Here is a 12,964-nt window from a genome sequence, read left to right as displayed (position 1 = left end):
GATTGTGCATGAGAACCCTCTGGCAGCATTGCCATGTGGCAACCATGGCCGAAGGCCGATACTCGGCCATCGAAGACGCGGCCATCGTCACCAGCGCCGGGCTGATCGAATGGATCGGCCCACGCGCCGAGCTGGCACCGGTCGAGGCTGACCGCACGGTGGACCTGGGCGGCGCATGGGTCACCCCGGGGCTGATCGACTGCCACACCCACGCGGTGTTCGGTGGCAACCGCAGCGGTGAGTTCGAGCAGCGCCTGCAAGGCGTGAGCTATGCCGAAATCGCAGCGCAAGGCGGTGGTATCGCCAGCACCGTGCGGGCCACCCGCGCGGCCAGCGAAGACGAGCTGTTCGCCAGTGCTCGCCAGCGGGTCCAGGCGCTGATGCGCGATGGCGTGACCACGATCGAGATCAAGTCCGGCTACGGCCTGGACCTGGCCAACGAGCGCAAGATGCTGCGTGTGGCCCGGCGCTTGGCCGACGAGCTGCCGTTGGCGGTGCGTGCCACCTGCCTGGCGGCGCATGCCTTGCCGCCGGAGTACGCGGGCCGGGCCGACGATTACATCGCGCACATCTGTGACGAGATGCTGCCAGCCCTGGCCGCCGAAGGCCTGGTGGATGCGGTGGATGCCTTCTGCGAACACCTGGCGTTCTCCCCAGCCCAGGTCGAGCGGTTGTTCATCAAGGCGCGCGCGCTGGGCCTGCCGGTCAAACTGCACGCCGAACAGCTGTCGTCGTTGCATGGCTCCAGCCTGGCAGCACGCTACCAGGCACTGTCGGCCGACCACCTGGAGTTCATGACCGAGGAAGACGCCATTGCCATGGCAAAAGCCGGCACGGTCGCCGTGCTGCTGCCGGGCGCCTTCTACTTCCTGCGCGAAACCCAGTTGCCGCCCATGGACGCCTTGCGCCGCCACGGAGTGAAGATTGCCCTGGCCAGCGACCTCAACCCCGGCACTTCGCCAGGGCTGTCACTGCGCTTGATGCTGAACATGGGCTGTACCTGTTTCCGCATGACCCCGGAAGAAGCCTTGGCCGGCGTCACCGTGCATGCCGCCACTGCTTTGGGCCTGGGCGACAGCCACGGCTCGCTGGAGGTGGGCAAGGTGGCCGACTTCGTCGCCTGGCAAATCGAACGTCCCGCCGACCTGGCCTACTGGCTGGGTGGCGACCTGCCCAAGCGCGTGGTGCGCAAGGGCCACGAAATCTCCAACTGAGCGAGGCATGATGGACAAGGCACTGAGTTTTCACCAAGGCCGCCTGCCGCTGCTGATCAGCATGCCGCACGCCGGCCTGCGCCTGAGCGACGCCGTGCGCGACGGCCTGGTCGACCAGGCGCGCAGCTTGCCGGACACCGACTGGCACATCCCGCGGCTGTATGACTTTGCCCGTGACCTGGGTGCCAGCGTGGTGGCCGCGGAGTATTCGCGTTTCGTCATCGACCTGAATCGCCCGGATGACGACAAACCGCTGTACGCCGGCGCGACCACGGGCCTGTACCCGGCCACGTTGTTCGAAGGCGAGCCGCTGTTCAAGGATGGGTTGGTGCCGTCCGGCGAAGAACGTAAAGTTTACCTGGAGCAAATCTGGCGCCCTTATCACGACACCCTTCGTCACGAGCTGGACCGGCTGCGCGAGCAGTTTGGCTATGCGCTGCTGTGGGATGCCCATTCGATCCGTTCGCATATCCCGCACCTGTTCGACGGCAAGTTGCCGGACTTCAACCTGGGCACTTTCAACGGTGCCAGTTGCGACCCGGCACTGGCTGAGCGGCTGCAGGCCGTGTGCGCCGAGGCGCAAGGTTACAGCCATGTGCTTAATGGCCGGTTCAAGGGCGGGCACATCACCCGGCATTATGGCGACCCGGCCAACCATATCCATGCGGTGCAGTTGGAGCTGGCGCAAAGCACGTACATGGAGGAAACCGAGCCGTTTGCCTACCGGGAAGACTTGGCGCAACCGACGCAAGTGGTATTGAAGCAGCTTTTGCAAGCGCTGCTGGCTTGGGGGGAAGCGCGTTACCCGCGTTGAGTGGAAGAGGCGGTGCTCAAAGCGCAATTCAGGTTTATGATGGCCCACGGCCGAATAATCCTCACACGGAGTGCGCAATGCAGACCCTCTACCCGCAGATCAAACCCTACGCCCGGCACGATCTGGCCGTGGAAGCGCCGCATGTGCTGTATGTCGACGAGAGCGGCTCGCCAGAAGGTCTGCCGGTGGTGTTCATCCACGGTGGGCCGGGCGCCGGTTGCGACGCCCAGAGCCGTTGCTACTTCGACCCAACGCTGTACCGCATCATCACCTTCGACCAGCGCGGCTGTGGCCGCTCCACGCCCCATGCGAGCCTGGAGAACAACACCACCTGGCACCTGGTCGAGGACCTGGAGCGCATTCGTGAGCACCTGGGTATCGACAAGTGGGTGCTCTTCGGCGGCTCGTGGGGCTCGACCCTGGCCCTGGCGTACGCCCAGGCCCACCCCGAGCGTGTGCATGGCCTGATCCTGCGCGGCATCTTCCTGTGCCGGCCACAGGAGATCGAATGGTTCTACCAGGAAGGCGCCAGCCGCATGTTCCCGGACTACTGGCAGGACTACATCGCACCGATTCCGCCGGAAGAGCGTGGCGATCTGGTCAAGGCTTTCCACAAGCGCCTGACCGGCAACGACCAGATTGCCCAGATGCATGCGGCCAAGGCCTGGTCCACCTGGGAAGGCCGTACCGCCACCCTGCGTCCGAACCCGCTGGTCGTCGACCGGTTCTCCGAACCGCAGCGTGCGCTGTCGATCGCCCGTATCGAATGCCACTACTTCATGAACAATGCCTTCCTCGAGCCGGATCAGCTGATCCGCGACTTGCCGAAAATCGCCCATCTGCCGGCGGTGATCGTGCACGGCCGCTACGACGTGATCTGCCCGCTGGACAACGCCTGGGCCCTGCACCAGGCCTGGCCGAACAGCGAGTTGAAAGTGATCCGTGACGCCGGTCACGCGGCTTCGGAGCCTGGCATCACCGATGCCCTGGTACGTGCCGCCGACCAGATGGCCCGGCGCCTGCTCGACCTGCCCCTGGAAGAAGCATGAGGGGCCTGCTGCAGCGCGTGCGCGGTGCACGCGTCGAAGTAGCGGGGGAGGTGGTCGGCGCCATCGACCAGGGTCTGCTTGTACTGGTGGCGGTCGAGCCTGAAGATTCCCGTGAACAGGCCGATAAGCTGTTGCACAAGCTGCTGAACTACCGTGTGTTCAGCGACGAGCAAGGCAAGATGAACCTGTCGCTCAAGGATGTCGGGGGTGGCTTGTTGCTGGTGTCGCAGTTCACCTTGGCGGCCGACACCCGCAATGGCATGCGCCCAAGCTTCTCGACGGCAGCGCCACCGGCCCTCGGCGCCGAATTGTTCGACTATCTTTTGCAGCAGGCAAACGCTCAGCACGCCGACGTGGCCAGCGGCCGCTTCGGTGCGGATATGCAGGTGCACCTGGTCAATGATGGCCCCGTAACATTTATGTTACAAATGTGAGGTCAAAAAACCCTTTGTTTATAGGAAAACAAGGGGTTTTGTACGATAAATAGTTGTTCCAGCCTGATGCGTTGTCACGCGACCTGCTGGATAATCGCGCGCTGCATGGACCTGCGTTCGCAGGTTCGTTTCACTCTGACTCGAGCATTGTCTGGATCCGTTTGGGGAATCATTACGCCCTCACGGGGTCCGAACAGTGCTCGCCAACCCGGCATTTGTCGCTGGCCGTTGGTTTCATGATCTGTTTTCGGCGAGGGTTGCTCGTGATTGTTAGTCCCCAAAAAGCATCAAGAATCCCCGGCGTGCGTCTACGCAAGGCCCTGATGGCCAGTGTGGCACTGGTCGGCCTGATGAGCGCGGGCCAGCTGTGGGCATTCAATCTTGACGATGTTGCAGCCAAGGCAAAGGATCTGGCCGGCCAGAAGTACGACGCACCGAAAAGCAACCTGCCTGCGGTGTTCCGCGACATGAAGTTCGCGGACTACCAGAAAATCCATTTCCTGCAGGAAAAGGCCGAGTGGGCCAAGGACAAGACCCCGTTCAAACTGTCGTTCTATCACCAGGGCATGCACTTCGACACCCCGGTGAAAATCAACGAAGTCACCGCCTCCAAGGTCGAGGAAATCAAGTACGACCCGAGCCGCTTCGAGTTCGGTGACGTGCCGCACGACCCGGAAACCACCAAGAACCTTGGTTACGCCGGCTTCCGCGTGCTGTACCCGATCAACAAGGCCGACAAGCAGGACGAGATCATGACCCTGCTTGGCGCCAGCTATTTCCGCGTGGTCGGCAAGGGCCATGTGTACGGCCTGTCGGCCCGTGGCCTGGCCATCGACACTGCACTGCCATCGGGCGAAGAGTTCCCGCGCTTCACCGAGTTCTGGGTCGAGAAACCCAAACCGGCCGACAAGCACCTGGTGATCTACGCCTTGCTGGACTCGCCGCGCTCCACCGGTGCCTACAAGCTGACCCTGCGCCCAGGCAACGATACCGTGGTCGACGTGCAGTCCCGCGTGTTCCTGCGTGACCAGGTCAGCCGCCTGGGCATTGCCCCGCTGACCAGCATGTACCTGTTCGGCCCCAACCAGCCGTCCAAAGTGCTCAACTACCGCCCGGCCCTGCACGACTCCGAAGGCCTGTCGATTCACGCCGGCAATGGCGAGTGGCTGTGGCGCCCGCTGAACAACCCGAAACACCTCGCCGTGAGCAACTTCAGCGTCGAGAACCCGCGTGGTTTCGGCTTGATGCAGCGTCAGCGTGCCTTCAGCGACTTCGAAGACCTCGACGACAACTACCAGAAGCGCCCAAGCGCCTGGATCGAGCCAAAGGGTGACTGGGGCAAGGGCACCGTCGACCTGGTCGAAATCCCGACTGCCGACGAAACCAACGACAACATCGTAGCTTTCTGGAGCCCGGAGAAGCTGCCAGAGCCAGGCAAGCCGATCGAGTACGCCTACCGCCTGCACTGGACCATCGACGAGGCGAAATTCCAGGCGCCTGATCTGGGTTCGGTCAAGCAGACCCTGCGCTCCACCGGTGACGTCAAGCAGTCCAACCTGATCCGCCAGCCAGACGGCAGCGTGGCCTTCCTGGTCGATTTCACAGGCCCCGCCTTGGCCGCCTTGCCGGAAGATACCGCCGTGCGCAGCCAGATCAGCGTTGACGACAACGCCGAGGTGGTCGAAAACAATCTGCGCTATAACCCTGAGACCAAGGGCTGGCGCCTGACCCTGCGTCTGAAGGTCAAGGAAGCCAACAAGTCGACCGAAATGCGTGCCGCGCTGGTGCGTGATGTGCCGGTCGAGCCCGCCAAGCCTGCCCAGGACGCCAAGCAGGACAAGGCCGCAGCCAAACATGCCAAGGCCGAGAAAGCCGTGAAGGCCGAGCAACCTGCCAAGGCCGAACAACCTGCCGCCGATGCGGCGCCCACCAACGGGGCCCCGGCCACCACCGAGAAGGTGCTGACCGAGACCTGGAGCTATCAGTTGCCTGCCGATGAGTAACTCAAACGCAAGGCCAGTATCGCTTGGCGAGTACCTGGCTCACCTGCCACTGAGTGACGAGCAACGGGCGGAACTCGCCAGTTGCTCGTCGTTCAGTGAGCTGCACCAACGTCTGGCGGCCGACCCGGCCGCCGGCCCTGCCGAGGCCGTACAGGCCTCGGTCGGTCCACGTTTGACCGTGGGCAGTGCTGCCGAGCTGGAAGATGCCGAAATGCTCGGTGTCGATGGCAGCGGCCGCCTGTGCCTGAAGATCGCCCCACCGATCAAGCGCACCAAGGTCGTGCCCGAGCCGTGGCGCACCAACGTGCTGATCCGCATGTGGCGGCGCATGACCGGCCGTCCCAACGCGCCGCAGCCACCCAAGCGCGAGCTGCCGCCGGCACGCTGGCGCACGGTCGGGTCGATCCGCCGTTACATCCTGCTGGCCCTGATGATCGGCCAGACCATCGTCGCCGGTTGGTACATGAAGGGCATCCTGCCGTACCAGGGCTGGTCGTTCGTCGACCTCGACGAAATCCTCAGCCAGTCGCTGTGGGACACCGTCGTGCAGGTGTGGCCGTATGCCTTGCAAACCTCCATCCTGATCCTCTTCGGCATCCTGTTCTGCTGGGTATCGGCGGGCTTCTGGACCGCACTGATGGGCTTCCTCGAGCTGCTCACCGGGCGCGACAAATACAAGATTTCGGGCAGTAGCGCCGGCAACGAGCCGATTGCACCCGAGGCGCGTACCGCGTTGGTGATGCCGATCTGCAACGAAGACGTGCCGCGCGTGTTCGCCGGCCTGCGCGCAACGTTCGAGTCGGTGGCCGCCAGCGGCAACCTCGACCGCTTCGACTTCTTCGTGCTCAGCGACACCAACGACACCGACATTGCCGTGGCCGAGCAACAGGCCTGGCTGGACGTGTGCCGCGAAACCAAAGGCTTTGGCCGCATCTTCTACCGCCGCCGTCGGCGCCGGGTGAAGCGCAAGAGCGGCAACCTCGACGACTTCTGCCGTCGCTGGGGTGGCGAGTACAAGTACATGGTCGTGCTCGACGCCGACAGCGTCATGAGCGGCGAGTGCCTGAGCAGCCTGGTGCGCCTGATGGAGGCCAACCCGGACGCCGGCATCATCCAGACCGGGCCAAAAGCCTCGGGCATGGACACCCTGTATGCACGCATGCAGCAGTTCGCCACCCGCGTGTACGGCCCGCTGTTCACCGCTGGCCTGCACTTCTGGCAGCTGGGCGAGTCGCACTACTGGGGCCACAACGCGATCATCCGCATGAAGCCGTTCATCGAGCACTGCGCCCTGGCGCCGTTGCCGGGTAAGGGCGCGTTCGCCGGTGCCATCCTTTCCCACGACTTCGTCGAAGCCGCGCTGATGCGCCGCGCCGGCTGGGGCGTGTGGATCGCCTACGACCTGCCGGGCAGCTACGAAGAACTGCCGCCGAACCTGCTCGACGAGCTCAAGCGCGACCGCCGTTGGTGCCACGGCAACCTGATGAACTTCCGCCTGTTCCTGGTCAAGGGCATGCACCCGGTACACCGTGCGGTGTTCCTCACCGGGGTCATGTCGTACCTGTCGGCACCGTTGTGGTTCCTGTTCCTGGTGCTGTCGACTGCGCTGCTGGCGACCAACACGCTGATGGAGCCGCAGTATTTCATCGAGCCGTACCAGCTTTACCCGCTGTGGCCGCAGTGGCACCCGGAAAAGGCCGTGGCGCTGTTCTCCACCACGATCGTGCTGTTGTTCCTGCCCAAGCTGCTCAGTGTCATCCTGATCTGGGCCAAGGGCGCCGTCGAGTTCGGCGGGCGGATCAAGGTTACCTTGTCGATGCTGATGGAGATGCTGTTCTCCATGCTGCTGGCACCGGTACGCATGATCTTCCACACCCGCTTCGTGCTGGCCGCGTTCCTCGGCTGGGCCGCGACCTGGAACTCGCCGCAGCGTGACGACGACTCCACGCCGTGGAGCGAAGCGGTGCGTCGCCACGGCCCACAAACCCTGCTGGGTATTGCCTGGGCCGCGCTGGTGGCGTGGTTGAACCCAAGCTTCCTGTGGTGGCTGGCGCCTATCGTCGGTTCGCTGGTGCTGTCGATCCCGGTGTCGGTAATTTCCAGCCGCACCCGCCTGGGCCTGGCGGCCAAGGACGAAAAGCTGTTCCTCATCCCCGAGGAATACGCCACCCCGCAAGAGCTGCTGGCTACCGACCAGTACACCCACGAAAACCGCTGGCATGCCCTGCATGATGGCTTCGTGCGGGCAGTGGTCGACCCGCGGCAGAACGCCCTGGCCTGCGCCATGGCCACTGCCCGTCACGGCCAGGCGGCGCCGATCGAAGCACTGCGTGCCGAGCGCGTGGCCAAGGCGATGGAGGTCGGGCCGAAAGGGCTGGACCTCAATACCCGTCTGGCTCTGCTCAGTGACCCCGTGGCGCTGACTCGCCTGCATGAGCAAGTGTGGGCCGAGCACAATGCGGCGTGGATCGATGTGTGGCGTGCTTCCATCAAAAACGACCCGCACTCGCCGCTGTTGCCGTTGCATCCGGAGAGTGAAGGCCAACCAGTACTCGCCGGCGCCTGATAGATCTTGGGGCCGCTTTGCGGCCCATTCGCGACACAAGGCCGCTCCTACAGGGATATACATTCCTCTGTAGGAGCGGAAGCCCTCGCCAGCAATGTCCCTGCATAACCGATTTTGGCCAACAAAGTCCCCCCCAGCTCTAGGTCCCCGGGCCGCCATGCGTTAGCATCCCTCTCCGATACGACTCATCGGCCTGCACGGCCGTGCCAACAATAAGATTCGCTACTTTTCTTGCTAGGGGACTTGGTGATGATCAAGAAATACCTTTCGCGACTGTTGGTCGGTGTTACCGCCCTGGTCGCCGTGACAGCGGCCCAGGCGGGCGCCATCGATGACGCGGTCAAGCGCGGCACCTTGCGGGTGGGCATGGACCCGACCTACATGCCGTTCCAGATGACCAACAAGCGTGGCGAGATCATCGGCTTCGAAGTCGATATCCTCAAAGCCATGGCCAAGTCGATGGGCGTCAAGTTCGAGGCAGTGTCCACCGCCTATGACGGCATCATCCCGGCCCTGCTGACCGACAAGTTCGACATGATCGGCAGCGGCATGACCCTGACCCAGGAGCGCAACCTGCGCCTGAACTTCAGCGAACCCTTCATCGTGGTTGGTCAGACCCTGCTGATCCGCAAGGAGCTGGCTGGCGAGATCAAGTCGTACAAGGACCTGAACAACGAGAAGTACCGCCTGACGTCCAAGCTGGGCACCACCGGCGAAATGGTTTCCAAGAAGTTGATCGGCAAAGCCAAGTACCACGGCTACGACAACGAGCAGGAAGCGGTGATGGACGTGGTCAACGGCAAGGCCGATGCCTTCGTCTATGACGCCCCATACAACGTGGTTGCCGTGGAAAAAGCCGGCGCCGGCAAGCTGCTGTTCCTCGAAGAGCCCTTCACCTACGAGCCGCTGGCCTTCGGCCTGAAGAAAGGCGACTACGACAGCATCAACTTCATCAACAATTTCCTGCACCAGATCAAGCATGACGGGACCTACGATCGTATCCACGACAAGTGGTTCAAGAACAAGGACTGGCTGAAGGAAATGGAATAAGGCCCAGGCCAAAAGCCCGGCTTTATGACCCCGACGCGCAGGCAAACCCTGCGCGTTCGCATTTACGGAAGTACCCCACGTGATCAAACACAAGAAAGCCCAGTGGCCCTGGCACGGGCTGACCGCCCTGGTCCTGGTGGGCCTGGCGCTCAGCCTGTACATGGCCACTTCGATGATTTCCTACGAGTGGCGCTGGAACCGCGTACCGCAGTACTTTGCCTACAAGGCCGAGGAAACACAGCGCGCTGCCAATTACGGCACCGTGCAGGAAATCGTCATCTCCGGCGATAACGCTCGCGTCACGCTGAAGGACGAGAGCGGTGCCGAGCAAGTGCTCGATGTGGCCAAGGACAGCCTGCAGCTGAGCCGTGGCGACGATGTCGCCGAAGGCGACCCGATTGGTGTAACCCGGCATTGGGCAGCGGGCCCGCTGGCCTGGGGCCTTTGGACCACCTTGTGGATCTCGGTGGTGTCCGGGGCGCTGGGCCTGGTGATCGGCCTGTTCGCTGGCTTGTGCCGGTTGTCCAACAACCCCACCCTGCGCGACCTGTCGACCGTTTATGTCGAACTGGTGCGCGGCACGCCGCTGCTGGTGCAGATCTTCATCTTCTACTTCTTCATCGGCACTGTGCTCAACCTGTCCCGGGAATTTGCCGGGGTGGCGGCGCTGGCGCTGTTCACTGGCGCCTACGTGGCCGAAATTGTCCGTGCCGGCGTGCAGTCGATCGCCAAGGGCCAGAATGAAGCAGCTCGTTCCCTGGGCCTGAACGCTGGTCAGTCGATGCGCCACGTCATCTTGCCGCAGGCGTTCAAACGTGTGCTGCCACCGCTGGCCGGCCAGTTCATCAGCCTGGTCAAGGACACTTCGCTGGTGTCGGTAATCGCCATCACCGAGCTGACCAAGAGTGGCCGTGAGGCTATCACCACCTCGTTCTCTACCTTCGAAATCTGGTTCTGCGTGGCAGGCCTGTACCTGCTGATCAACCTGCCGCTGTCGCACATTGCCAGTCGGCTCGAGCGGAGGCTTGCGCAAAGTGATTGAAGTCCGTGACCTGCTGAAAGTCTTCGACACCCGTGGCCAGGTGGTACGGGCTGTGGATAACGTCACCACCCAGGTCGCCAAGGGCGAAGTGGTGGTAGTGCTCGGCCCGTCGGGGTCGGGCAAGTCGACCTTCCTGCGTTGCCTCAACGGCCTGGAGCATTTCGACCAGGGCCATGTGGCCATCGACGGTCTGCAGCTGGCCGACCCCAAGACCGACATCAACGCCTACCGCCGCGAAGTCGGCATGGTGTTCCAGCACTTCAACCTGTTCCCGCACATGACCGTGCTGGAAAACCTGTGCCTGGCGCAGAAGGTGGTGCGCAAGCGCAACAAGGCTGACCGCGAAGCCAAGGCCCGGGCGCTGCTGGAAAAGGTCGGCATTGCGCAAAAGGCCAACGAGTTCCCGTCTCGGCTTTCTGGCGGGCAGCAGCAGCGCGTAGCGATTGCCCGAGCGCTGGCGATGGACCCGAAAGTGATGCTGTTCGACGAACCAACCTCGGCGCTCGACCCGGAAATGGTCGGCGAGGTACTGGACGTGATGAAGACCTTGGCCCAGGAAGGCATGACCATGGTCTGCGTCACCCACGAAATGGGCTTTGCCCGCGAAGTGGCCGACCGTGTGCTGTTCTTCGATCATGGCAAGCTGCTGGAGGATTCGGCCCCGGCCGCGTTCTTCGCCGCCCCGAAAGACCCGCGTGCGCAGGCCTTCCTGCGCCAGGTGCTGTAACCGCATGGGGGGCGCTTTGCGCCCCCCAGCAATTTCAGATGTTGAACCGCCCCACCATCCCCCGCAACTGCTGCCCCAGCTGCTCCAGCTCCCCGCTCGAAGCCGCCGTCTGTTCACTGGCCGCACTGGTCTGATCCGACACATCCCGCACGTTGATCACACTGCGGTTGATCTGCTCGGCCACCACGCTCTGTTCTTCACTGGCCGTGGCGATTTGCTGGTTCATGCCCTGAATGCTCGACACCGTATCGGTTATCTGGCCCAACGCCTGCCCGGCCTTGCGGCTCAGCTCCACGCTTTGCTCGGTCAGGCTCTTGCTGCTGTCCAGCAGGCGGGTCACTTCGTCGGTACCGTTGTGCAGGCTGTCGATCAACTGGCCAATCTCCTCGGTCGCCGTCGAGGTGCGCTGGGCCAGGCCGCGCACTTCATCGGCCACCACGGCAAAGCCACGCCCGGCTTCTCCCGCCCGTGCAGCTTCGATCGCCGCGTTCAGGGCCAGCAGGTTGGTCTGTTCGGATACCGACTTGATCACGTCGAGGATGCTGCCAATGCGCTGGCTCTCGCCCGCCAGGTGTTGCATGGCCGCCAGGCAATGGTCCATCTGCCCGGCCAGTTGTTCGATACGGCCGATGGCCTCTGCCACCACTCGGTCGCCCAGTTGTGCCTGCTGGTCGGCGTTGCTCGCGGCCAGCGAGGCCTGCTCGGCGTTCTGTGCCACTTCCTGCACGGTGGCGCTCATCTGGTTCATGGCGGTGGCCACTTGGTCGGTCTCTTCGCGCTGTTGGTTGATGCGCAGCTTGGTGTCCTCGCTACTGGCCGCCAACTGAGTGGCGGCCTGTGACAGTTGGCCGACACCCTGGTCGATGCCACCGATCAGTTCGCGCAGGCTCAAGGTCATCTGGCGCATGCTGGTTTGCAGCTGGCCCATTTCGTCGCGGCGGTGCACTGCGTCAACCTGGCTCAGGTCACCCTTGGCGATACGCGCGGCCACGGCGAGTGTCTGGCGCAACGGTTGGGTGATCTGCACGGTGATCAGCCAGGCGGCCAATACCCCTACCACCAGTGCCATCAGCGCCACGCTGGTCAGCAGCGAGCGGGCGGCCAGGGCCTCACTGTCGCGTTGTTCGACCTTGCGTTTGCCCAGTTCGAGGCTCGTCGCCCGCAGCTCGGTGCCCATGATGTCCAGGTTGTTCTGCAACTGCTCGACACGTACGGCGGCGTGGCGGTACTGCTCAAGGCTGGCGCGGTACTTGGCCAGCTCGACACCAGGCTGCTCGCTGACTGCGCGTGGCAAGCCCAGCGGCGCAAGGCCTGCAAGCAGTTGCCCGAGGCTACTGTTGGCGGCATCCAGGGCGTTGTCGCCGACTTTGGCGAAATCCTCGACCGGATCGAAGGTATAGGCCGGCACCAGGCTTTGCTGGTTGGCCCCGTCGACATGCCGGGTGAGGGTGTCCATCAGCCCCAGTACACCGTTTTGCTGGCTGTCTGCAGGCATCTTCAGTAAAGCCTGGGTTTGCAGTTCGTCGATCGCCTCGTTGAGTTTCTGCTCCTGTATCTGCATGGCCTTACGCAAGCCAGTACGCTTGGCGACGTATTGCTGCAGTTCGCTGAAGTCGCTGCGCATGCGCTGCAACAGTGCCAGGTCTTTAGCCAGCAACTGCCGTGATTCATCGATGCTGCTGCGATGCTGCAACGTGGTCAGGAGGTTTTCGAGCTGGTCGTAGATGCCGGTCATGCGCGTCTTGCTGGTGTCGTCGCTGAGCACGCGGTAGGTGATGCGTTCTGCGCGCAGGTCTTTGCCCAGGTCGTTGATCAGGTTTATTTCGCCGAGCTGCTGCGAGCGCACGATCGCGCCATCCAGGGCGCGCCAGCCACTGAGTGTGGTGGCCAGGGTGAGTAGCAGGACCACGGCGAAGCCGAGGGCCAGCTTGGCAGCGACACTGATGTTGCCGAGCTTGCGGTTGAGGTAGCCGAGCATGGGGAATCTCCGAGCGATTGGGAAAATGCATGCAGGCGTATTGCCGGCATCACATCCCTGCCAATCGGCAGCGGAGTTGTAGGACTT

Annotated in this window: 10 protein-coding genes and 1 pseudogene; 9 read left to right on the top strand and 2 right to left on the bottom strand. The window is 63.2% G+C overall.

Going from position 1 to position 12,964, the window contains the following annotated elements; genetic code table 11:
- Positions 1-8: 8 nt before the first annotated feature.
- From hutI to DM807_RS02925, 9 genes are all read left to right on the top strand, one after another.
- A complete protein-coding gene (gene hutI, locus DM807_RS02965; protein ID WP_012274586.1) occupies positions 9-1,214 on the top strand; it encodes an imidazolonepropionase in 1,206 nt (401 codons plus the stop codon).
- 10 nt (positions 1,215-1,224) lie between these two features.
- Positions 1,225-2,028, top strand: a complete 804-nt coding sequence (gene hutG, locus DM807_RS02960; RefSeq protein WP_179027049.1) for an N-formylglutamate deformylase — start codon at positions 1,225-1,227, stop codon at positions 2,026-2,028.
- Positions 2,029-2,105: 77 nt separating this feature from the next.
- On the top strand, positions 2,106-3,077 hold the full coding sequence (gene pip / locus DM807_RS02955) for a prolyl aminopeptidase (RefSeq protein ID WP_012274584.1): 972 nt from the start codon (positions 2,106-2,108) through the stop codon (positions 3,075-3,077).
- Entirely contained in the window at positions 3,074-3,511 is a 438-nt protein-coding gene (dtd, locus tag DM807_RS02950; protein WP_012274583.1) for a D-aminoacyl-tRNA deacylase, read from the top strand. Before pip ends, dtd begins: the two co-directional genes overlap by 4 nt.
- Positions 3,512-3,774: 263 nt before the next feature.
- Positions 3,775-5,514 (top strand): glucan biosynthesis protein G, encoded by a 1,740-nt coding sequence (locus tag DM807_RS02945; RefSeq protein ID WP_209976282.1) that lies wholly within the window; start codon positions 3,775-3,777, stop codon positions 5,512-5,514.
- The gene (mdoH, locus tag DM807_RS02940; protein ID WP_012274581.1) at positions 5,507-8,080 is read left to right on the top strand and encodes a glucans biosynthesis glucosyltransferase MdoH; all 2,574 of its coding nucleotides are present in this window, start codon (positions 5,507-5,509) and stop codon (positions 8,078-8,080) included. Before DM807_RS02945 ends, mdoH begins: the two co-directional genes overlap by 8 nt.
- A gap of 252 nt (positions 8,081-8,332) precedes the next feature.
- Complete coding sequence (locus DM807_RS02935) at positions 8,333-9,130, top strand: transporter substrate-binding domain-containing protein (RefSeq protein ID WP_025752328.1); 798 nt, start codon at positions 8,333-8,335, stop codon at positions 9,128-9,130.
- Between the two features lie 79 nt (positions 9,131-9,209).
- The gene (locus DM807_RS02930) at positions 9,210-10,172 is read left to right on the top strand and encodes an amino acid ABC transporter permease (RefSeq protein ID WP_012274579.1); all 963 of its coding nucleotides are present in this window, start codon (positions 9,210-9,212) and stop codon (positions 10,170-10,172) included.
- Entirely contained in the window at positions 10,165-10,899 is a 735-nt protein-coding gene (locus tag DM807_RS02925) for an amino acid ABC transporter ATP-binding protein (protein ID WP_003249271.1), read from the top strand. The genes DM807_RS02930 and DM807_RS02925 overlap by 8 nt, the downstream gene beginning before the upstream one ends.
- A gap of 34 nt (positions 10,900-10,933) precedes the next feature.
- Here the strand turns inward: DM807_RS02925 and DM807_RS28025 are convergent, their stop codons facing one another.
- Positions 10,934-11,647 carry a methyl-accepting chemotaxis protein gene (locus DM807_RS28025; RefSeq protein ID WP_370739374.1) on the bottom strand — a complete coding sequence of 238 codons (714 nt, stop codon included), beginning with the start codon at positions 11,645-11,647 and terminating at the stop codon, positions 10,934-10,936.
- Positions 11,648-11,788: 141 nt separating this feature from the next.
- Positions 11,789-12,877 (bottom strand): annotated as a pseudogene (locus DM807_RS28020) (methyl-accepting chemotaxis protein); the annotation flags it as partial.
- Between the last annotated feature and the right edge of the window lie 87 nt (positions 12,878-12,964).

Source organism: Pseudomonas hunanensis, from assembly GCF_013393325.1.
Taxonomy (GTDB): domain Bacteria; phylum Pseudomonadota; class Gammaproteobacteria; order Pseudomonadales; family Pseudomonadaceae; genus Aquipseudomonas; species Aquipseudomonas putida_P.
The sequence above is the reverse complement of the archived record's forward strand: the minus strand, read 5'-3'. Positions and strand labels throughout refer to the sequence as shown.